Source organism: Pantoea sp. PvP021 (assembly GCF_054056055.1).
Genome location: NZ_JBSRXX010000001.1, coordinates 1,241,157 through 1,263,265 on the forward strand (window position 1 = coordinate 1,241,157; position 22,109 = coordinate 1,263,265).

Genomic DNA, 22,109 nt, shown 5'->3' on the forward strand with positions numbered 1-22,109 from the left:
AGATAGGTTTAGCCGACAAGCGCGGGCTTCTGTTTGTCCGCCCAGCTCAGAAGCTGATCGGTCAGCAATAATTCGCGATTCACCGATGCCACATGCAGTAGCTGCTCGCGACAGCGCATCCAATCCTGGAGGCTGCTGTTGAGCGCGCTGGCAGAAAAGTATCCGGCCAGCAACTGCACCACATCCTGACGATCGATATTACTCAGCCACTGACCTGCATGTTGCTGCCACTTTATTGCATCCAGCAGCAAAGAGAGCAGCCAGCCGATACGCGCTGCCGCGTCGTCGGCGTTCAGCGCAGGCAGCAGTTGCAGGATGTCCTGCTGCAACGCAGCGGACAGCGCATCGCAGAGCTTCTGCCGGGCCTGCCACGGTCCGTTTTCCAGCAGGCTCAGCGCCGCACCGGGTGCACCTGCGCTCAGACGCAGAGCCGCCAGCAGCATCTGTTCGTCGTGCGCAGCGTGCTTCTTCAGCCAGAGCAGGCTTTGTCCTTCGTCCGGCGGCGTCAGATGCAGCGCCATGCAGCGGCTGCGCAGCGTGGCCAGCAGGCGCGAGGGATCCCGGCTGCTGAGGAAGAACCAGCTGTTGGCTGGCGGCTCTTCCAGCGTTTTCAGCAAGGCGTTGGCCGCCGCTTCCGAAAGCTGCGCGGCATCCGGCAGCCAGACCACTTTCGCGCCGCCCTGCTGACCAAAGTGGTACATTTTTTCCGTTACCTGCCGCACCGCGTCGATGCCCAGGGTACTTTTGCCCTTCTCCGCCTCAAGCCGATACCAGTCAGGATGGGTATTGGCCTGCATCAGCTGGCAACCGTGACACTGCCCGCAACTTTTCAGGCCATCCCGCTGCTGGCACATCAGCCAGCGGCTCATCCCCCAGACCAGCGCCTCATCGCCCATACCTGCCATCGCCTGGATCAACAACGCATGGTGAGCGCGATTCTCCTGATGCTGGCCAATCACCTGGCGATAAGGCTGATTCAGCCACGGATACCAGTTCATCACGCCTGCTCCGCCAGCCATCCATCCAGCGCCGCCTGAAGTGACGCTGTCACATCGCCCAGTGATTGTGTAGCATCGATGGTGATGATGGTGGGGTCCTCCGCTGCCAGCGCCAGATAGCGCGCGCGGGTGCGTTCAAAGAAGCGCAATGACTCCTGCTCAATGCGATCCAGCTCACCGCGCGCACGGGCGCGCTGCAGACCGATGTCGGGTGTCACATCAAGATAGAGCGTGAGATCGGGGCGGAAATCACCTAACACGGTATCACGCAGTGTCTGCATCAGATCGGCGTCAAGTCCACGTCCGCCCCCCTGATAAGCCTGAGAAGAGAGATCATGACGGTCGCCGATCACCCAGGCACCGCGCGCCAGCGCCGGTTTAATGACCGTTTCCACCAGCTGAACCCGCGCCGCATAGAGCATCAGCAGTTCCGCTTTATCTGTAACCTGCTCGCCCTCAATACCCTGCTTAACCAGCACCCGCAGCTGTTCTGCCAGCGGCGTTCCGCCAGGCTCACGGGTAAAGACCAGATCGTGAATGCCACGGGCACGCAGCGTGGCGACGATGGCGTCACGCGCGGTGGTTTTGCCGGCGCCTTCCAGGCCTTCAATGACGATAAACTTACTGTTCATTTTTTTCCTTTAGCGTCTGCCGGTAAACCTGCACCGCCTTGTTATGGCTGGCAAGATTAGTCGTAAAGGTATGGCCGCCCTTGCCGTCCGCAACAAAGTAGAGATAGTTGGTTTTCTCGGGATGAGCCGCTGCCTGCAGAGAGGCTTTACCCGGCATGGCGATCGGACCCGGCGGCAGACCGTTAATGATATAGGTATTGTAAGCGCTGGCCGTCTCAAGATCTTTGCGGGTCAGCGTCCCGTTATAGCTGTCGCCCATGCCATAGATGACGGTGGGATCGGTCTGTAACCGCATACCGGTGCGCAGGCGATTGATAAATACCGAGGCTACGCGCGCGCGCTCTTCGCTGACGCCGGTCTCTTTCTCAATGATTGAGGCCATGGTCACCAGATCCTGTGGGGTTTTATAGGGCAGATTATCCGCCCGTCCCTGCCACACCTCAGCAATGGTTTTTTTCATCCGCTCATGAGCGCGCTGCAGCAGCGCCATATCGGTGGTATTAGCCGTGTAGAGCCAGGTATCCGGGAAGAAGTTGCCCTCCAGCTGCTCAGGCTCCACTTTTAGTGCGCTGGCAAGGGTGGCGAACTGATCATCTTTCAGGGTATGCCGGATATAAGGCGCTTTGCGCAGCTCACTCAGCCACTCTTTCAGCCGCTGGCCTTCCACGAACCGCACCGGGAACTGCGCCTCTTTACCGCTGGCCAGCAGCTGTAACAGCGAACGCACCGTCATGGTCGGCTCAAGGCGATAGGTACCCGCCTTGAAGGTCGCCAGTTCAGGTTCCAGACGCAGCAGCGCGCCAAACCAGATACTGTGCGGAATAATCTTCTGCTCTTCCAGCTGCGCTTCAAGTGCGACCCGGCCCGTGCCGGCAGGCAGCGTGTAGATCGTTTCCTGCTGCAGGGTTAACGGGGTGGCCGCAAACCGCTTAACCTGCCAGTAACTCAGCACAGCCGCGAGACCCACGATCGCCAGCAGGCTGACGACGATTTTTTTACTTCGAATCATGATGCATCCATTATCTTTTCACAGCTTGCGCGCAACTGATTAAACAGCGAACGCTCAGTAAACTCTACCGCTTCTATCTGTCGGACCGGCAGGACCGGCATCAGCGCGTTACATATCACCACTTCATCGGCGGCCAGCAGCTGCGCCGGTTCGCTTTTTATTACCTGGCAAGCCTGGCCTTCGGCCGCAAGTTGCGCCATCAGACTTCGCCGCATAATGCCATCCACGCCCGACGCTGACAGATCAGGCGTAAAAATTTGCGAGCCCTGACGCCAGAATAAATTGGCCGCACAGCATTCCACCACCCAACCTTCAGTGTCAAGCACCAGTGCCTCGTCGGCGTCTGTCTGGTCAAGATGAGCTCTGATCATCACCTGCTCCAGACGATTAAGGTGCTTGATACCGGCAAACTGTGGATTACGTGCCAGATGGATCGGGCTGAGCAGGAGTGACACGCCACGCTGCTGTAAATCGGCGTAGTGTTGCGGCCAGGGCGCCAGCGAGACAATTCGCGTGGGTTCACCACAGCCGCGCCGGCTGTAGCCCCGTCCGCCGCTGCCCGTGCTGATAATCACTTTTAGCACCGCCTGGGTTTGTTGCTGCGCGGCCTGTCGCATTTCAGTCTCAAGCTGAAGCCAGTCGACGCCATCAATCCATAACCGCTCACAGCCCTCTTTGAGGCGCTGAATGTGACTTTCCAGCAGCACGATTTTACCCTGACGCACCGCGGCGGTAGTAAAACAGCCATCCCCAAACTGCAGGCCGCGGTCGCTGGCGGCCAGCATCGATTGTTTTAACCCGTTAATCCACATGGTTCTCTCCTGAGCGTGACTCGTGATTTCAGCGCATTCTGCAGGATAAAAAAAGGCCCGCATCGCGGGCCTTTTTAGCAATCAACAACGATTACACTTTACGGAAGATCAACGAACCGTTGGTTCCGCCGAAACCGAAGGAGTTACACAGGGTGTACTCCAGACCGGGAACCTGACGCGCGGTGTGGGGCACGAAGTCGAGATCGCAGCCCTCATCCGGATTGTCGAGGTTAATGGTCGGTGGAATGGCCTGGTCGCGCAGCGCCAGAATCGAGTAGATCGATTCAACCGCGCCTGCCGCACCCAGTAAGTGCCCGGTCATTGATTTGGTCGAGCTCACCATCACGCTGCTGGCTGCTGCCCCAAAGACCGATTTCACCGCCCGCGCTTCCGCTTTATCACCCGCTGGCGTGGAGGTGCCGTGCGCGTTGACATAGCCGATCTGCTCTGGCGTAAGCTGAGCATCGCGCAATGCGTTGATCATTGCCGCGGCGGCGCCTGATCCATCTTCTGGTGGTGAAGTCATGTGGTAGGCATCGCTGCTCATACCAAAACCTACGATTTCCGCGTAGATTTTCGCACCACGTTTCTTCGCATGTTCATACTCTTCGAGTACCACAATGCCAGCGCCGTCACCCAGCACAAAACCGTCACGATCTTTATCCCACGGGCGGCTGGCCGCTTGCGGGTTTTCATTACGGGTTGAGAGAGCACGTGCTGCACCAAAGCCACCGACGCCTAATGGCGTACTGGCTTTCTCTGTGCCACCCGCCAGCATCACATCAGCATCGTTATAGGCGATGATGCGTGCGGCATGACCGATGTTATGCACACCAGAGGTACAGGCTGTCGCGATAGAGATGCTTGGACCTTTCAGGCCATACATGATGCTGAGATGACCCGCCACCATGTTAACGATGGTTGAAGGCACAAAAAATGGGCTGATTTTGCGCGGGCCGCCGTTGACCAGTGAAGTATGATTCTCTTCAATCAGACCTAAACCACCGATGCCGGAGCCAATTGCTGCGCCCATACGGCTTGCATTTTCGTCGGTAACAACCAGACCACTGTCCTGCATGGCCTGCATACCGGCCACAATGCCGTACTGGATGAAGGCATCCATCTTGCGCTGATCTTTGCGCGAGATGTAGTCATCACAATTAAAATCTCTTACCAGACCTGCAAAACGTGTTGCATAAGCACTGGTATCAAAATGGTCGATCAGGGTAATGCCGCTCTGACCGGCAAGGAGAGCACTCCAGGTAGACTCTACGGTATTGCCGACAGGAGACAACATGCCAAGACCAGTCACAACTACACGACGCTTAGACACGTTCGTCCTCCAGGGAGGGGAAATAGGGAACTATGTGGGACAAACAAAAAAATCAGGCGGTCGAGCGACCGCCTGAAGATATTCATTAGCCTTTATGGCTATTGATATAGTCGATCGCTGCCTGAACGGTAGTGATTTTCTCAGCTTCTTCGTCTGGAATCTCAGTATCAAACTCTTCTTCCAGAGCCATCACCAGCTCAACGGTATCAAGAGAATCGGCACCCAGGTCTTCTACGAAAGATGCAGAGTTGGTGACTTCTTCCTCTTTCACACCCAGCTGCTCACTGATGATTTTCTTAACGCGTTGTTCGATATCGCTCATACTATTTAATTTCCTATCAAAACTCGCTTTCGCGATGGTTTTCGTAGTGTATAAAATGGTGAAAAAGATGCAACAAAATCCCGGCTGGTCGAACCACGATTTTGCGTTATTTTGCGGTTCTAACCGCAAATAAAGCAAATCATTTCGTGATTTATCAGACCATGTACATTCCGCCATTGACGTGCAGCGTTTCACCTGTGATGTAGGCTGCTTCGTCAGAGGCTAAAAATGCCACAGCATTGGCGATTTCCTGAGCATCGCCTAAGCGACCCGCAGGAACTTCCGCCAAAATACCGGAACGTTGATCTTCGTTCAGTGCCCGCGTCATGTCAGTCTCAATAAAGCCTGGAGCCACGACGTTGACGGTAATGCCACGTGACGCGATTTCGCGCGCCAGTGATTTGCTAAAGCCAATCAAACCCGCTTTTGCTGCCGCATAGTTTGCCTGGCCCGCATTACCCATAGTTCCAACAACGGAACCAATGGTGATGATACGGCCCACGCGCTTTTTCATCATGGCACGCAGGACCGCCTTGGAAAGGCGGAATACCGATGTGAGGTTGGTATCCAGGATATCCTCCCACTCATCGTCCTTCATGCGCATGAGAAGATTATCACGCGTAATGCCTGCATTATTGACTAAAATATCCACTTCGCCAAATTCAGCACGAATATTCTCTAAAACAGTGCTGATTGAGTCAGCGTCAGTCACATTCAGTAACAGGCCTTTGCCCTTGTCGCCAAGGTAAGCACTGATGGCGTCGGCGCCACTCTGGCTGGTTGCAGTTCCTACCACTTTAGCACCGCGTGCCGCCAGTGTTTCTGCAATCGCACGACCAATGCCGCGACTCGCGCCGGTAACCAGCGCAACTTTACCTTCAAAGCTCATGATTTTCCTCTTATTCCTTACCGAGTGCAGCCGTCAGGGATGCAGTATCGTTAACGGCAGCCGCTGTCAGGCTATCGACAATACGTTTCGTCAGTCCGGTCAGGACTTTACCTGGCCCCATCTCCAGGAGCTGCGTCACGCCCTGTGCTGCCATCGCTTCCACGCTCTCGGTCCAGCGAACCGGGCTGTAGAGCTGACGGACCAGCGCATGGCGGATGGCCGCAGCATCGGTTTCAGCTTTCACATCGACGTTGTTGATCACCGGTACCGCAGGCGCGTTAAAGGTGATGCTCTCCAGCGCCACCGCCAGTTTATCGGCCGCAGGCTTCATCAGTGCGCAGTGAGAAGGAACGCTGACCGGCAGTGGCAAGGCACGCTTAGCGCCCGCTGCTTTACAGGCGGCACCCGCACGTTCAACGGCTTCTTTGTTACCCGCAATAACCACCTGGCCCGGCGAGTTAAAGTTAACCGGTGAGACAACCTGACCCTGCGCGCTCTCTTCACAGGCTTTGCGGATAGCCGCGTCATCCAGGCCAATAATCGCCTGCATCGCGCCAGTGCCTTCAGGCACCGCTTCCTGCATCAGTTTGCCGCGCAGTTCAACCAGCTTCACTGCATCCGCAAAGTTAAGCACACCCGCGCAAACCAGCGCTGAATATTCACCCAGGCTGTGACCAGCCATCAGGGCTGGCTGTTCACCGCCCTGCTGCTGCCAGACACGGTAGATTGCCACGGAGGCAGCTAACAGTGCAGGCTGAGTCTGCCAGGTTTTGTTCAGCTCTTCAGCCGGACCCTGACTTACTAATTGCCACAGATCATATCCCAGCGCGTCAGAGGCTTCACGGAAGGTCTCTTCTACCAGCGGATACGTTGCCGCTAATTCAGTCAGCATGCCCACGGTCTGTGAACCCTGACCGGGGAAAACAAATGCAAATTGCGTCATTTTTCGTTCCTGTCAATCAAAAGCGAACCAGCGCAGAACCCCAGGTGAATCCACCACCAAAGGCTTCCAGCAGAATAAGGTGTCCGGGTTTGATGCGGCCATCACGGACCGCTTCATCCAGTGCGCTTGGCACCGATGCGGCAGAGGTATTGCCATGACGATCCAGTGTGACGACCACTTTATCCATGGTCATGCCGAGTTTTTTCGCGGTGGCGCTGATAATGCGCAGGTTCGCCTGATGCGGCACCAGCCAGTCCAGCATTTCACGATCGAGATTATTGGCCTGCAGCGTTTCATCAACGATGTGAGCCAGCTCGGTGACGGCAACCTTGAAGACTTCGTTGCCTGACATGGTGACATAAGCGGGCTGATCCTGATGCGCACGATCCTGATAAGGCAGCGTCAGCAGCTGTGAATAGCGACCATCAGCATGAAGATGGGTAGAGATGATCCCCTGCTCTTCGCTCTGACCCAGCACGACCGCGCCTGCACCATCGCCAAACAGGATGATGGTGCCGCGATCTTCCGGATCAAGTGCGCGTGCCAGGACATCAGCACCAATCACCAGCGCATGTTTCACCGCGCCATTTTTGATGTATTGATCGGCCACGCTCAGTGCATAGGTGAAACCTGCACAGGCGGCAGCGAGGTCAAACGCCGCGCAGTCTTTGATTTCCAGCATTTGCTGGATCATGCAGGCAGAGCTGGGGAAGGCATGGCTGGAAGAGGTTGTGGCGACAATAATCAGCCCAACATCGTTCGCTTCAATGCCTGCCATTTCAAGGGCGCGTTGCGCCGCGCTGAATCCCATGGTGGCGACGGTTTCGTCAGGCGCAGCAATACGACGCTCGCGGATGCCGGTACGGGTAACAATCCACTCGTCCGACGTCTCCACCATTTTTTCCAGATCGGCATTGGTGCGGATCTGGCTTGGCAGATAACTGCCCGTACCGATAATTTTGGTATACATCTAGGCTTTGTCACTCCTGGCTAATACAGCATCAAGGCGCGCAGCAATTCGCTCGGGAATTTGCTGCCTCACCGCCTGCTCTGCCTGTTCTATCGCCACAGCGAAGGCGTGTTGATTTGCCGCACCGTGACTCTTGATCACTGTTCCGCGCAATCCTAACAGACAAGCGCCATTGTACTGGTCAGGGTGGAGATGCCCGAAGCGCTTCGTCAGACGTTTCTGAATCCAGCGTCCCAGCAACTGAAGCCACCATGACCGTTTTTTACCTTCCCCTGATGACTTCAGCAGAGAAAGAAACATTCTTACCACGCCTTCCATAGTCTTCAGCGTGACGTTTCCGACAAAACCGTCACAGACCATCACATCCGTTTTACCGGTGAGCAGTTCGTTACCTTCAAGGTAACCAATATAGTTGATTTGCGGTGATTCTCGCAGCACTGCCGCGGCGTCGCGGATCGTTTCCAGCCCTTTGGTCTCTTCATGACCAATATTGAGCAACGCGACACGGGGCCGTGCAATACCAAGCACATGCTCAGCCATTACCGACCCCATTACAGCAAACTGCACCAGCATCGCACTGTCTGAGCCCACATTTGCGCCCAGATCCAGCACCACGGTTTTACCCTGTTGCTGGTGCGGTAAAACGGACATCAGCGCCGGACGTTTAATGCCATCCAGCGGTTTTAATAAGAGTGTCGACAGCCCCATCAGCGCACCGGTATTCCCGGCGCTGATGCAGGCCTGCGCACGTCCCTCTTTAACCATCTCCAGTGCCACACGCATTGAGCTGCCGCGACTGTTGCGGATGGCCTGAGCGGGCCGCGCATCACTTGCAATAACCGATTCGGCAGGGATGACCTGCAAACGCCCCATCAGGGAGGAATCCGCTTTGGCAAGCAATGGCATGAGAGTGTCGGGGTGTCCGACCAGAAGAAGGAATAGTTCCGAATGAGAGGCCAGTGCCTGCAATGCTGCAGGCACTGTCACGCAGGGACCGAAGTCCCCGCCCATGGCATCAATCGCCAGGGTCAAACGTGTCAAGGTATCGCCTTGCTAAGCAAGAAACTTACTTAACGATAACCTTGCGACCGCGGTAGTAACCGTCCGCAGTGATGTGGTGACGCAGATGAGTTTCGCCAGAAACTTTATCTACTGACAGAGCAGCAGTGGTCAGCGCATCGTGTGAACGACGCATACCACGCTTAGAACGGGTGGGTTTATTCTGTTGTACGGCCATGGACCTTACTCCTATTACTTACGCTTTAAACTGGCTAATACGGCAAATGGATTTGGTTTCTCCACCTCTGCAGGCAGTTTACCAAAGACCATGTCCGCCTCGGACACTTCACAGTGTTCAGAATCGTGCACCGGAACGACCGGCAGCGCGAGAATAATTTCATCCTCGACAACCGCCAGCAGATCGATCTCACCAAACTCGTTGACATCGACCGGCTCGTACGCTTCCGGCAATGCCTCGGCCTGCTCTTCAGAAGAGACAGGGCTGAAGCAGTAACTCACTTTTACGTGATGAGGAAAGGTCTGGTTGCAGCGCTGGCAACGCAACGTCACTTGTACTTCAGCAGTACCCGTCAGTACTGCCAGACGTTGGTTATCAACCGCAAACGACATGGCACAATCCACATCACTGTCCACACTAACGACCGACTCGGCCACACGCTCCACCTGTACAGATGTGTAGACACCCTGATAATCAAGGCGCTTCTGAGCAGTGCGGACAGGGTCCAGCGTTAGGGGTAATTTTACCTTTTGCATAGGGCGCGCATATTAACTTTGTAATGTCATAGAGTCAAAGAAAAAGGCCGTTAAACAGCATCTTTCAACCACTATTCGCATCCAGTGCGGCGCACAGTTTAAAATGACTGTCACCAATTCGCTATCACTATTGAAAAAAAATGACGCCATCGATTCTTTTAGCTTCAACCTCGCCCTTTCGGCAGGCATTACTGCATAAACTGGGCCTGCCTTTTATTACCGCCGCGCCTGAGGTTGATGAGTCACCTCAGCCCGATGAAACCGCTGAAGTGCTGGTGACCCGTCTTGCCGTGGCTAAAGCGCAGGCGCTGGCAAAAACGTATCCCAGCCACTGGATAATCGGCTCCGACCAGGTTTGCGTGCTGGATGGCGCAATCGCCGGTAAGCCTCACACGGCTGAGAATGCGCGGGCGCAACTGCGTGCCGCCAGCGGAAAAGCCATTACCTTTTATACCGGTCTGGCGCTATTTCATCCGGCCAGTGGCACGCTGCTGCACTGCTGTGAGCCCTTTGTGGTTCATTTCCGCACGTTAACTGACGCTGAAATCAGCGGCTATGTGGAAAAGGAGCAGCCGCTTCAGTGTGCGGGCAGTTTTAAAAGTGAAGGTCTGGGGATTTGTCTGTTTGATCGGCTGGAGGGACGCGATCCCAATACGCTGGTCGGGCTGCCGTTGATCGCGCTCAATGAGATGTTGCAGCAGGCCGGCATCAATCCTTTAACGAACTGATGCCGGAGAGATTACGCTTTCCGCTGACGCAGCTTAAGCAGGCATTGCTTCAGGCCATCATCCAGTGGCGCCTCGACCCGCATCACTTCGCCGGTGCCGGGATGCGTAAAGGTCAGCGCCGCAGCATGCAGGAACAGGCGTTTTAAACCGGTTGCCGCCAGCTGACTGTCAAACTCACGTTCTCCGTAGCGATCGTCGAAGGCAATGGGATGCCCGGCATGCAGCGTATGGACGCGAATCTGATGCGTACGACCGGTGACCGGGCTCGCTTTCACCAGCGTGGCAAACTCGAACCGCTCTTCTACTTTAAAGCGGGTTTCTGAGGCTTTGCCTTCGCTGCTGACGCGCACCACGCGCTCACCGCTCTGCAGGATGTTTTTCAGTAGCGGCGCCTGAACCACCTTCAGGTGTGACGGCCAGTTGCCGCGCACCAGGGCCAGATAATCTTTCTGCATCCCCTTTTCGCGCAGTTGCTCATGGAGGGAGCGCAGCGCCGAACGCTTTTTAGCGACCAGCAGAATGCCGGAGGTGTCACGATCCAGGCGATGCACCAGCTCCAGAAAGCGTGCTTCCGGTCGCAGGGCACGTAACCCTTCAATCACCCCGAAGGTGAGTCCGCTACCGCCATGCACGGCTGTGCCGGAAGGCTTGTTCATCACCAGCAGCGACTCATCCTCAAACAGGATGGCATCGGCCAGTGACGCCACTTTCGCCAGTTTGGGGGAAACGGCATCTTCGTCGCGTTCCGCTACCCGAACCGGCGGAATGCGCACCTCATCGCCCTCCTCCAGCTTATATTCTGGCTTGACGCGCTTTTTATTCACCCGCACCTCGCCTTTGCGAACGATGCGATAAATCATGCTTTTGGGCACACCCTTGAGCTGGGTGCGCAAAAAGTTATCAATGCGTTGTCCGGCATTTTCAGCCGTGATGGCGACAAAATGTACGCCGGGATTCTCTGTTTTCATGGCGGCGATTCTAAATAGTGTCCCCTGATAGCGCCACCCCTTTTTCTGTGCTTAACTCTGGAGTTGATGTGACGGCAGGTCGCCTCTCTGCTGGCTTTTTCAGCAAAGCGCTGTTTTGTCCGACACATTAGCGATTTAAATGTAAAGAAACTTCACAAGCTGGCTAAAGTCGCCTTGCTATATGAAGGTTAGCAATGGAATAATGCTTGAGTTTCTTACCTGAACCATTTCAGGGCAGAAAAAGAGCGAAATTGTCATTTTGCCGGATTGAGCAGACACGCAGCAATGGCGTAAGACGTAATGCGAAATCAGGCACTTAGCGGGCTGCGGGTTGCGGCCTGGACAACAGTATGGGATGCACGGGTTTTCTTTATTCTCTCAGGCATTTCCACTATCTGGTGCTGTTTTCCCTTATGAAAAACAGGCCACCGACGTTATTTGCGCCCCTCGCGCGGTCGACAGCCGTGAGGTTGACGACATTGCACTAAGTCACGGGGCCATCGGTTGATACTCGTCCAGGGTAACTATGCCCGCAGCTGTAATCACTCATGAAAGAATAACGAGTAAGTCACGATGAAAAGAATGTTAATAAACGCAACTCAGCAGGAGGAGTTGCGCGTTGCCCTGGTTGACGGTCAGCGTCTGTACGATCTGGATATTGAAAGTCCTGGACACGAGCAGAAAAAAGCCAACATTTACAAAGGTAAAATCACTCGCATTGAACCCAGCCTTGAAGCTGCGTTTGTCGATTACGGCGCAGAGCGTCACGGTTTCCTCCCGTTAAAAGAAATCTCCCGCGAATACTTCCCCTCCAGCTATAACGCGCATGGTCGTCCGAATATTAAAGACGTGCTGCGTGAAGGTCAGGAAGTCATTGTTCAGATCGATAAAGAAGAACGCGGCAATAAAGGCGCTGCGCTGACCACCTTTATCTCTCTGGCGGGCAGCTATCTGGTACTGATGCCGAACAACCCACGTGCAGGCGGTATCTCTCGCCGTATCGAAGGTGACGATCGTACCGAGCTGAAAGAAGCCCTGTCGGCGCTGGAACTGCCGGAAGGCATGGGCCTGATTGTCCGTACTGCGGGCGTCGGTAAATCAGCCGAATCGCTGCAGTGGGATTTAAGCTTCCGTCTAAAACACTGGGAAGCGATCAAGAAAGCCGCTGAAAACCGCCCTGCTCCGTTCCTGATCCATCAGGAAAGTAACGTGATTGTGCGTGCCTTCCGCGACTATCTGCGTCAGGACATCGGTGAGATCCTTATCGATAACCCGAAAGTACTGGAACTGGCGCGTCAGCATATCGCTGCGCTGGGCCGTCCGGACTTCAGCAGCAAAATTAAGCTCTACACCGGTGAAATCCCGCTGTTCAGCCACTATCAGATCGAATCGCAAATCGAATCCGCTTTCCAGCGTGAAGTCCGCCTGCCTTCCGGTGGCTCGATTGTGATCGACAGTACCGAAGCGCTGACCGCTATCGATATCAACTCAGCACGTGCAACACGCGGCGGTGATATCGAAGAGACGGCGTTCAACACCAACCTTGAAGCGGCCGATGAGATTGCTCGTCAGCTGCGTCTGCGTGACCTGGGCGGCCTGATCGTTATCGATTACATCGATATGACGCCGGTACGCCATCAGCGCGCGGTTGAGAATCGTCTGCGTGAAGCTGTCCGTCAGGACCGCGCCCGCATTCAGATCAGCCACATTTCACGTTTCGGCCTGCTGGAGATGTCCCGTCAGCGTCTGAGCCCGTCATTAGGTGAATCCAGTCATCACGTCTGCCCACGCTGTAGCGGCACCGGCACCATCCGTGATAACGAGTCACTGGCGCTGTCGATCCTGCGTCTGATTGAAGAAGAAGCGCTGAAAGACAACACCAAAGAAGTTCACGCCATTGTTCCGGTTCAGGTGGCCTCTTACCTGCTGAATGAAAAACGTGAAGCGGTTAACGCTATTGAAACACGCCAGGGTGGCGTGCGGGCTATCATCGTTCCTGATGACAAGATGCAGACCCCACACTACTCCGTGCTGCGCGTGCGCAAAGGCGAAGAGACGCAGACCCTGAGCTATCATCTGCCGAAGCTGCATGAAGCCGAAATGGCGATGCCGTCGGAAGAGGAACATGCTGAACGTCGTCGTCCTGAGCAGCCTGCTCTGGCCGCGTTTGTAATGCCTGATGCGCCTCCGGCACCGGTAGAAGTTGAGCCAGAAGCGCAACGCGCTGAAGCCCAGCCAGCCGCAAAAGCAGCACCTGCTGTGGCTGCGCCTGCTACCGTCAGCACCGGCTTCTTTGGCCGTCTGCTTGGTGGCCTGAAAAAAATGTTCGCAGGCGAAGAAGCCCCTGCCGCTGCACCCGTGGCCACTGAGGTTGCAGAACCGCAGAAAGCGCCTGAAAGCGAGCAGGAAAACGGCAACGGCCGTGGCGAGCGCCGCAACAACAATAACAACCGTCGTAACAATAATCGTCGTGAGCGTACGCCGCGCAACGGAGATAACGCGCAGTCGCGTGAAGGCCGTGAACCACGCGAAAACCGTGAGCCTCGTGAAAACCGCGAACCTCGTGAAAGTCGTGAACCGCGCGAAAGTCGCGAGCCACGTGAAAATCGCGAGCCGCGCGAGGGTAACGATAATCGCCGTAACAAGCGTCAGTCCCAGGCTGGTGAAGTGCGTGAAGAGCGTCCGGCACTGAGCGAAGAAGCGCGCCAGCAGCGTGATGAGCAGCAGCAACAGCGCCGTGAACAGCGTGCTGAGCGTCAGCGTCGTCGTCAGGAAGAGAAACGCGCCGGTGAAGAAGCCGCCAAAGTGGCTGAGCAGCCGGTAGTGGTAGCCGACGTTCCGGACGTGACCGAGCCGCAGGATGATGAGCGCGTACAGGTTATGCCGCGTCGCAAGCCGCGTCAGCTGAACCAGAAGGTGCGTGTTGATGATAACCGTCCACCTATGCCAGCCGAAGCCAGCGACTTTGCCCAGCCGGCTGAAGTGCGTCAGCCTCAGCAGACAGACGTGGCTCAGCCGCAGCCTGAGTTCCAGGCACCGCAGGGTGAAGAGCAGGATGACAACGACAACCGTGATAACGCCAATATGCCGCGTCGTTCACGTCGTTCGCCTCGTCATCTGCGCGTCAGCGGACAGCGTCGTCGTCGTTACCGTGATGAGCGTTATCCGACTCAGTCAGCAATGCCGCTGGCCGCTGCAGCTGCATCACCAGAGATGGCATCCGGTAAAGTCTGGATCCGTTACCCGGTGAGCCAGGCCAGCGAAGAGCAGGTTCAGAATGTGACTCACGAGACGCCAGCGTACAACCGCGAAGAGACAGCAGACGCCACCAGTGCGCTGCCCGTTGCTGCCGCTGTTGAGTCTGTTGCTCAGGAGGCGCCAGTGCAACAGGCCGAGCCGCAGGCAGAAACGCCAGTGCCGGTCGTGAACACTGACGACACCCGTGCTATCGACGCGCCGGTTGACGAGCAGCCCTCCGTTGTTCCGGCGGCAGATGAAGCAAAAGCGGAAGCGGTAGCAGCCGAAGCCGTGCCTGCTGAGCCTGTCACCGAAGCGCCGGTTGTGACACCTGCGGTTGAGACTGCACAGCCTGCAGAGGTTGCAGAAGAAGCACAGCCTGCAGAGGTTGCTGAGCAATCGGCTACCGACGTCAGCGAAGCGATCGCAGCAGAAGTTGAAGAAGTTCTGAATGCGCCGGTCGCTGCTGAAGCTGAAACAGCGCCAGTTCGTGAACCTCATGCTCCGGTAGCCGCACGCGATGTCGCCCCTGCAGCACCGGTGACTGCGGCCGAACCTGTTGCATCAGTGCCTGCAACGGCATCCGAGCCTGCAACTGCCTCAGTGCCGAATGACGGTACGCGCTGGAAGCATTTTGCCTCTGCGCCGATGACTAAAGCGCCTGCGCCAGTCTGGCAGTCAGAACCGGCACCGCACAGTGACTGGGTGCGTGCACCGTATGAGTTCGACGGTCGCGGTTCTGCGGGTGGTCATAGCGCCACACATCATGCCACAGCCCCGGCGACCAAGCCGTAACGCATAAGCTGTTGTGAACTGAACCCCGGCCTGCAAGCCGGGGTTTTTTTATGCCTGCGATTCTGCCCGCCAGCGGACAGAGGATAATTAACCTCCCCTCCTCGCTTATCAGGAATCAGGAAAGTGCGTGTGTGGCGTGAAAGCAGGTCTGTTATGCGAGCAGCCTGTCGCTGTAAATCAACCCGGTCTAATTTCTATGGTTCCCGCCACCGGCTGAATCGCAGGCAAAAAAATCCCACCCTCCTTTAGCGGGAGGGTGGGAAAAAGTAAGCGCATCCGGTTAAAGTACGCTCAAAATTTCAGGTCAGACTACGAGTTCATCTGGAACAGCGACATCTTAGACATGTCCGTAAAGGTCTTATAGGACGCCTGTAATGCCGTCTGCTGCATGGTGTAGTTAGAAGCCGCTTCGGTTAAATCCACGTTAACCAGGTCACTCATCTGCGAGCTGTAAATCACACTACGGTCATCGCCCTGGGCATTCAGCGTATCGATCTCTGAAAGCTGGGTACCAATCTCAGAACGCACGGTTAAGACATTATTCAGCGAGTTACCCAGGCCACGGTTGGTTTTATCCATCGCCGCCTGGAAGGTCTGTTTGGTTGCGGCGTCAGCATCATCCTGCGGCACTTTCAGCGCAGCAATGGCGCTATCCAGCATCTTAAACACATTCGTTTCGCTGGCGCTGCCATCCGGCTCTTTGGTGGCATTGCCGGAGATCGCCATAAAGATATTGTCACCGGTATGGCCCACAGTCATGGTACGGCTGGTATCGACCTTCTGAGTGATCGCCTCGGTGCCGCCTGCATAGCCGACGCCGGTGCCTGCCGCATCCACAAATGGCGCACTGTCAGTTTTATAACCGGCAAAAATATAGCGGCCATTGGCATCCTGGCTGTTTGCCTGGTTCAGCAACTGGGCGCGGATACCCTCCAGCTGGGTAGCAATCGAACCACGGTCATCGTCGCTCAGCGTACCGGTTGAACCGTTGACGATCAGCCCTTGCGCAGCAATGATCCCATCGGTGACACCTTTCAGCGTATTCTCTTCCAGTGACAGACCCTGCTCGGCAAAGGTACGCGCCAGCGCATACTGCTTTCCCTGCTGCTGGGTTTGTGACAACACGACAGCACGAGACGCGGCAATCGGATCGTCCGAAGGATTATTCACACGGCGGCCGCTGGAGAGCTCCTGGCCTGATTTCAGCCAGGAGGCCTGTGAGTCAGTGATGCCACGCACCTGCTGCTCAAAAATCATATTGGTACTGATTCGCATGTTATCTCCTGCCCTTAGCGAATATTGATCAATGCATTAAACACGGTGCTGGCAGTCTGCAGCACCTGCGCATTGGCCATGTAATATTGCTGATATTTGGTCAGGTTGGCGTACTCCTCATCGAGGTTTACCCCAGAGACCGATTGCTGGCGCTGGGTCAGCTGACTGACCACGCTTTTCTGAGTGGTGCTGGTGGTTTCCAGTGAACTGGTTTTGTTACCCACACTACTGACGATGGTGGCGTAGGCCTGAGACAGCGTGGCGTTGCCGCCGACCAGTTTCACATCCTGCAGATTCAGCAGTTTTTGCGCATTACGGTTATCACTCTCACCACCGACAGCACCCGCGGCGGCCACCTGCGATTCACTGGTGATTGCGACTGACATATCGTTGATGGCGTTCTGGACCGGCTTCACCAGGAAACTGTCTTTGGCAGCAGGTGCAGGCGTGCCGGCGACGGTCAGTTTCAGACCGTCAAAGCTCAGCGTGGTGTTGCCACTGGCATCGGTACCTGGCGTGATGGTAACGGCCGTACTGTCTGAGGCGCGGGTCGCGGTCCAGTTATTGCCGTCATAACTCACGGTGTAATTGGATGCTTTCAGTGCACTGGTATCGGTCCACTCAGCGGTGACGGACGCGGCGGTGCTGTTTTTACTGTTGCCCACCACGATCGGGCTGCCGATATTAAAGAAATCGACGCCCTGATTGCCTTTGCTATCGAAGCCCTGCTTGTGGACATCGTTGAAGCTGGTGGTAAACGCCGCCGCTAACTGACCCAGCTGGTTCTGTGCCAGATCCAGATCCTGAGTACGGAACGCCAGCAGACCGCCCAGCGAACCGGTGGTGATCAGCTTTTCCGGGATCTCGACGTTGCCCGCCTGCTTATCGACATAGCCGATGGTAGTGCGTGTCGGATCGCTGCTGGAGGGCATCGCCACCAGATCGTGAGATTTGTCGCCGTTCACCAGCGTCAGGCCATTGGCCATCGCAACCGTGTAGCCGCCATCCTGCTGCGATACCGTCACACCAACCACGTTATTCAGGGTATTCACCAGCTGATCGCGCTTATCGAGCAGATCGTTAGGTGCGGCACCGTTTGCCGTGCTCAGTTTGCCAATCTGTTTGTTCAGATCGGCAATCTGGCTGGTGAGGGTATTGACCTGCTTGATGCTGGAATCGACATCGGCATTGACGCTGTTCTGCATATTGTTCAGGTATTGTGCTGACGTCTGGAACTGGCTGACCAGCCCCTGCGCATTGCTGAGCATCGACTGACGCGCCGACGGATCGTTGGCGTTGCTGACCACGTTCTGCAGGTTGGTAAAGAAGCCCTGCAGCGAGGTCGACAGGCTGGTAGTCGAAGTCGACAGCAGATCGTCAATGTTAGAAATCTGGCTGTGCTGGGTGCTTACCGCGCTGTAGTTCGCGCTGGAACCGCGCAGCTGCGTAGCAATAAACGCATCATATTCACGTTGTACACCGGTGATATTCACGCCGTTACCATAATAGCTATTGCCCTGCAGGGTACTGTTCGCCTGCGCCAGTACCGTGGTCTGACGTGAATAGCCCGCCACGGTGTAATTGGAAATGTTGTTACTCGTGGTGCTCAGAGCGGCCTGCGCGGCACTCAATCCGCTCATCGCGGAGTTAATTATGCTGGACATCTCGGTTCCTTACGTTCCCCGTCAACCGGGCTGGCAGACATCAAAGTGGGCGCCAGCAGGCGAAAACGCTTCTGGCTATAGGGATGTTATCGGCTTGCTAAAGTGAAACTTGAGGCGCAATGATCAGAACAGGTCGCCCATATCCTGACTGTAAGCTTTGACGACTTTGTCGCCCATACTTTTGAATTGCTGAATCATTCCCACCAGCTTTTGCGCATATTTTGGATCGGTGGCATAACCGGCCGCCTGTAAGGCCTGCGCACCCTGCTCTGCGCTTGAGGCGTTCGTCACCGCCGCATAGCGTGGGTTTTTGGTCAGGAGTTTGACGTAGTCGGTCAGCGCCTCGAAATAGGAGTTATAGACGCGAAAGCTGGCACGCACTTTCTTCGCTTCGCCCTGCTCATATTCGGTGGTCATGATATCGGTGGTGTCACCTTTCCAGTCGCCGCTGGCTTTAATCCCGAACACGTTGTAGCTCGGTTTGCCGTCGCGGGTCAGGATCTGACGCTGGCCCCAGCCCGACTCCAGCGCAGCCTGCGCCAGAATCAGGTGATGAGGAATGCCACTCTGCTGGCTGGCAGCCTGCGCCGGTTGCGTCAGCTGGGCGATAAACTCGCGGCTGTCACTGGGCAGACCCGTCGGTGAAGCGACCGGCGGCAGACGCGGCATTGCCTTACGCACAATCTGCTCCAGCTGCTGCGTGGGCAGTGGTGTTGCCCCGCTGGTGCTGAGAATAAAGCTGTTATCCAGCTTCATCGGCACCGTACCGGCTTTTTCATCCGGCGCGGTGGCGGGCTGCATCTGTTTGACGATGGTTTCCGCCAGGCCCAGGCCGCGCTTCCCCATCTCCTGTGCAATCTGCTGATCATACATAGAGGTAAAGAGTTTGGTCTGCTCGTTGCCCATAATGCCGTCCTGCGGCAACGCCTCGCGCATACTCTTCAGCATCATCTGTACAAACATCCCTTCGACCTGACGCGCCACCTGCAACGCTTGTCCTTTCGGATCGTTGCTGGCCTGGCGTTTCAGTTCATTCAGGGAACGGCTGTCGAAAGCCGAACTCGTCAGAGATTGCATATCAGCCATCAGATAATTTCCAGTTTGGCACGCAGACAGCCGGCACTCTGCATCGACTGCAGAATTGACATCAGTTCGATAGGTGACGCACCCAGCGCATTCAGCGCACGCACCACGTTGTTCAGGTTGGCGCTGGCGTTGACGCGTTGCAGCGCACCGCCGGTCTGGCGCAGATCGATCTGAGTCTGCGTCGTCGCCACCGTCTGACCACCGGCCAGTGGGGTATCAGGCTGACTGACGTTCTGCTGCTGGTTAACCGTCACCGACAGATTGCCCTGCGCGACCGCACACTGATTCAGCGTCACTTCACGGTTCATTACCACCGAACCGGTACGGGAGTTGATGATGACTTTGGCATCTTCAACCGGGATAGACACATTAATGTTCTGGATCTCAGCCAGCAGACGTACCTGCGCACCATTATTAGGCGACACGCGGATCTGCACGGTACGGGCATCCAGCGGCTGTGCTGCGCCGTAGCCGCCACGGGCGTTAATAGCATCAGCAATACGCTGCGCCATTGAGAAATCTTCGCTGTTAAGCTGCAGGTTAATGGTGTTCTGCGTACCAAAGTTGCTCTGCAGTTCACGCTCAACGGTTGCACCGCCGGTGATACGGCCACCGTTCAGCTGGTTAACCTGAACACTGCTGCCGCCCGCTGACGCACCCGCGCCACCGACAAGGATATTACCCTGCGCCAGCGCATAAACCTGGTTATCGACCCCTTTCATCGGCGTCATTAACAGCGTGCCGCCGCGCAGGCTTTTGGCGTTACCCAGTGACGAGACCACCACATCCAGGTTCTGACCCTGACGGGCAAACGAGGGCAGTTTTGCGGTGACCATGACGGCCGCCACGTTCTTCAGCTGCATGTTGGTCCCGGTGGGAACGGTAATACCAAGCTGCGACAGCATGTTGCTCACTGTCTGGGTAGTAAATGGCGTCTGGGTAGTCTGGTCACCGGTGCCATCCAGCCCCACAACCAGGCCGTAGCCCAGCAGCTGGTTATCACGAACGCCCTGAACCGTGGTTAAATCACGAATCAAATCGGCTTTTGCCAGCAGGCTGACGCCCAGCAGCAGCGCCAGCCCGGCGCGTAACAGCGTTAACTTTTTCATTGAAACCTCTTACATCGGCGAGATGTTCAGGAAGAAACGCTGGAACCAACCCATGGTCTGCGCCTCATTGATGTAACCATTTCCGACGTACTCAATACGTGCATCGGCGACAGCGGTAGATAACACGGCGTTACTGGCGCTGATGGTGCGTGGGTTGACCACGCCCGAGAAGCGAATGAACTCCGTGCCCTGATTAATGGCGATCTGTTTTTCACCGACCACGTGCAGGTTGCCGTTTGACAACACCTGATCCACGGTGACGGTAATGGTGCCGGTAAAGGTGTTATTGGCGGATGCGCCGCCTTTACCTGCGAAATCATTTTTGCCTTCGGCGCTGAGGTTGGCTTTTTCACCACCTGCACCCACCAGGCCTGCCAGACCGGTCGGCACCGCGCTCACACCAAAGCTGTTGCTGCCATCGCGGCTGGCATTGGCTGAGGAGCTCTTGCTGGCGCTGACGTTTTCCTGCAGCGTAATGGTCAGGGTATCGCCAATGTTGCGTGGACGGCGATCCTCAAACAGCGGCTGATAGCCGTAGTTAAGCGGCGCGACGCCCTGGAATATAGAGCCGTTGACCACCGGTGGCGCGGACGGCATTGGTTGCGCTGTAGTTGCACCTTCGACCAGCGGGGTACGCGGGACCAGGGCACATCCGTTGAGAGTTAGCAGCAATGAGGCGACTAACCAATGTCCAGGCTTGAGAATCTGTTGCTTCGCCACGGCGTCACGACCTTATTAATGTCTGTCATCCAGGCCAGCACGCGCTGGCCCTGTTCGGGATTAAAGCTGAGTTAATTTCGCCAGCATCTGATCAGAGGTACTGATCGCCTTGCTGTTGATTTCGTAGGCGCGCTGCGTCTGGATCATGGTGACCAGCTCTTCCGCTACGTTAACGTTCGAGGTTTCGGTATAGCCCTGATAGAGCAGGCCCGCGCCGTTCTGGCCTGGCGTGCTGTCCGTCGGAGCGCCCGATGCCTGCGTTTCCTTGTAGAGGTTTTCACCCACGCTATCGAGACCGGCGTCATTCATAAAGGTGCTCAGGGTTAACTGACCGACCTGCGCGGCCTGGGCCTGTCCCTGCTGCGTTACGCTGACCACACCGTCACGCGACACCGTGATGCTGGTGGCGTTAGCCGGAATGGTAATGCCTGGCTGTACCGGGAAACCGGAGTTGGTCACCAGCTGGCCGTTCTGATCAACCTGAAACGCGCCGTCACGGGTATAAGCAGAGGTGCCATCCGGCATCTGAATCTGAAAATAACCCTGGCCGTTAATGGCGATATCTTTTGAGTTGCTGGTCTGCGACAGGTTGCCCTGCGTATGCAGACGTTCAGTGGTCACCGGACGTACACCGGTACCGATCTGCAAACCCGATGGCAGCGTTGTCTGTTCTGATGACTGGGTGCCCGGCTGGCGCATGGTCTGGTACATCAGATCTTCGAACACGGCACGTGAACGCTTAAAGCCGTTGGTGCTGACGTTTGCCAGGTTGTTGGCAATGACGTCCATGTTCATCTGCTGCGCATCAAGACCGGTCTTAGCGATCCATAAAGAACGAATCATGTT

At 56.1% G+C, this 22,109-nt stretch carries 21 protein-coding genes; 2 read left to right on the plus strand and 19 right to left on the minus strand.

Annotation, left to right across the window (positions count from 1 at the left end):
* Positions 1-8 precede the first annotated feature (8 nt).
* The 12 genes from holB to yceD form a co-directional block, all read right to left on the minus strand.
* Positions 9-998: a DNA polymerase III subunit delta' gene (gene holB / locus ACVKSX_RS05675; protein ID WP_354438551.1), complete on the minus strand. Its 990-nt coding sequence runs from the start codon at positions 996-998 to the stop codon at positions 9-11.
* Positions 998-1,630: a dTMP kinase gene (gene tmk / locus ACVKSX_RS05680; RefSeq protein ID WP_163639602.1), complete on the minus strand. Its 633-nt coding sequence runs from the start codon at positions 1,628-1,630 to the stop codon at positions 998-1,000. The genes holB and tmk overlap by 1 nt, the downstream gene beginning before the upstream one ends.
* Entirely contained in the window at positions 1,620-2,639 is a 1,020-nt protein-coding gene (gene yceG, locus ACVKSX_RS05685) for a cell division protein YceG (RefSeq protein ID WP_010246324.1), read from the minus strand. Before yceG ends, tmk begins: the two co-directional genes overlap by 11 nt.
* The gene (pabC, locus tag ACVKSX_RS05690; RefSeq protein ID WP_340278193.1) at positions 2,636-3,451 is read right to left on the minus strand and encodes an aminodeoxychorismate lyase; all 816 of its coding nucleotides are present in this window, start codon (positions 3,449-3,451) and stop codon (positions 2,636-2,638) included. The genes yceG and pabC overlap by 4 nt, the downstream gene beginning before the upstream one ends.
* Positions 3,452-3,542: 91 nt before the next feature.
* On the minus strand, positions 3,543-4,784 hold the full coding sequence (fabF, locus tag ACVKSX_RS05695) for a beta-ketoacyl-ACP synthase II (RefSeq protein ID WP_010246329.1): 1,242 nt from the start codon (positions 4,782-4,784) through the stop codon (positions 3,543-3,545).
* 85 nt (positions 4,785-4,869) lie between these two features.
* Positions 4,870-5,106 carry an acyl carrier protein gene (gene acpP, locus ACVKSX_RS05700; protein WP_003849865.1) on the minus strand — a complete coding sequence of 79 codons (237 nt, stop codon included), beginning with the start codon at positions 5,104-5,106 and terminating at the stop codon, positions 4,870-4,872.
* A 154-nt stretch (positions 5,107-5,260) separates the two neighbouring features.
* On the minus strand, positions 5,261-5,995 hold the full coding sequence (gene fabG, locus ACVKSX_RS05705; RefSeq protein ID WP_010246337.1) for a 3-oxoacyl-ACP reductase FabG: 735 nt from the start codon (positions 5,993-5,995) through the stop codon (positions 5,261-5,263).
* A 10-nt stretch (positions 5,996-6,005) separates the two neighbouring features.
* A complete protein-coding gene (gene fabD / locus ACVKSX_RS05710; RefSeq protein ID WP_010669852.1) occupies positions 6,006-6,938 on the minus strand; it encodes an ACP S-malonyltransferase in 933 nt (310 codons plus the stop codon).
* A gap of 16 nt (positions 6,939-6,954) precedes the next feature.
* The gene (locus tag ACVKSX_RS05715) at positions 6,955-7,908 is read right to left on the minus strand and encodes a beta-ketoacyl-ACP synthase III (protein ID WP_010246341.1); all 954 of its coding nucleotides are present in this window, start codon (positions 7,906-7,908) and stop codon (positions 6,955-6,957) included.
* Positions 7,909-8,949, minus strand: a complete 1,041-nt coding sequence (gene plsX / locus ACVKSX_RS05720) for a phosphate acyltransferase PlsX (protein ID WP_022625870.1) — start codon at positions 8,947-8,949, stop codon at positions 7,909-7,911.
* 25 nt (positions 8,950-8,974) lie between these two features.
* Positions 8,975-9,145, minus strand: a complete 171-nt coding sequence (gene rpmF, locus ACVKSX_RS05725; RefSeq protein WP_003849870.1) for a 50S ribosomal protein L32 — start codon at positions 9,143-9,145, stop codon at positions 8,975-8,977.
* A gap of 14 nt (positions 9,146-9,159) precedes the next feature.
* Positions 9,160-9,681 carry a 23S rRNA accumulation protein YceD gene (gene yceD, locus ACVKSX_RS05730; RefSeq protein WP_010246346.1) on the minus strand — a complete coding sequence of 174 codons (522 nt, stop codon included), beginning with the start codon at positions 9,679-9,681 and terminating at the stop codon, positions 9,160-9,162.
* 140 nt (positions 9,682-9,821) lie between these two features.
* On the opposite strand from yceD, the gene ACVKSX_RS05735 reads away from it, so the two are divergent.
* Positions 9,822-10,409, plus strand: coding sequence for a Maf family protein (locus ACVKSX_RS05735; protein WP_052270907.1), 588 nt, complete (start codon positions 9,822-9,824; stop codon positions 10,407-10,409).
* 11 nt (positions 10,410-10,420) lie between these two features.
* On the opposite strand, the gene rluC is transcribed toward ACVKSX_RS05735, so the two are convergent.
* Complete coding sequence (gene rluC / locus ACVKSX_RS05740) at positions 10,421-11,377, minus strand: 23S rRNA pseudouridine(955/2504/2580) synthase RluC (protein WP_354438479.1); 957 nt, start codon at positions 11,375-11,377, stop codon at positions 10,421-10,423.
* A 573-nt stretch (positions 11,378-11,950) separates the two neighbouring features.
* Here rluC and rne point away from each other — a divergent pair.
* On the plus strand, positions 11,951-15,409 hold the full coding sequence (rne, locus tag ACVKSX_RS05745) for a ribonuclease E (protein ID WP_346457812.1): 3,459 nt from the start codon (positions 11,951-11,953) through the stop codon (positions 15,407-15,409).
* A 309-nt stretch (positions 15,410-15,718) separates the two neighbouring features.
* On the opposite strand, the gene flgL is transcribed toward rne, so the two are convergent.
* The 6 genes from flgL to flgG all read right to left on the minus strand — a co-directional run bounded on the left by flgL (position 15,719) and on the right by flgG (position 22,106).
* Positions 15,719-16,684: a flagellar hook-associated protein FlgL gene (flgL, locus tag ACVKSX_RS05750; RefSeq protein ID WP_033766930.1), complete on the minus strand. Its 966-nt coding sequence runs from the start codon at positions 16,682-16,684 to the stop codon at positions 15,719-15,721.
* Between the two features lie 14 nt (positions 16,685-16,698).
* Positions 16,699-18,348 carry a flagellar hook-associated protein FlgK gene (gene flgK, locus ACVKSX_RS05755; RefSeq protein ID WP_010246355.1) on the minus strand — a complete coding sequence of 550 codons (1,650 nt, stop codon included), beginning with the start codon at positions 18,346-18,348 and terminating at the stop codon, positions 16,699-16,701.
* 123 nt (positions 18,349-18,471) lie between these two features.
* Positions 18,472-19,434 carry a flagellar assembly peptidoglycan hydrolase FlgJ gene (gene flgJ / locus ACVKSX_RS05760; RefSeq protein WP_111533670.1) on the minus strand — a complete coding sequence of 321 codons (963 nt, stop codon included), beginning with the start codon at positions 19,432-19,434 and terminating at the stop codon, positions 18,472-18,474.
* On the minus strand, positions 19,434-20,543 hold the full coding sequence (locus ACVKSX_RS05765) for a flagellar basal body P-ring protein FlgI (RefSeq protein ID WP_010669845.1): 1,110 nt from the start codon (positions 20,541-20,543) through the stop codon (positions 19,434-19,436). Before ACVKSX_RS05765 ends, flgJ begins: the two co-directional genes overlap by 1 nt.
* Positions 20,544-20,552: 9 nt before the next feature.
* Positions 20,553-21,263 (minus strand): flagellar basal body L-ring protein FlgH, encoded by a 711-nt coding sequence (locus ACVKSX_RS05770; RefSeq protein WP_029518984.1) that lies wholly within the window; start codon positions 21,261-21,263, stop codon positions 20,553-20,555.
* A 60-nt stretch (positions 21,264-21,323) separates the two neighbouring features.
* Complete coding sequence (gene flgG / locus ACVKSX_RS05775) at positions 21,324-22,106, minus strand: flagellar basal-body rod protein FlgG (protein ID WP_003849881.1); 783 nt, start codon at positions 22,104-22,106, stop codon at positions 21,324-21,326.
* Between the last annotated feature and the right edge of the window lie 3 nt (positions 22,107-22,109).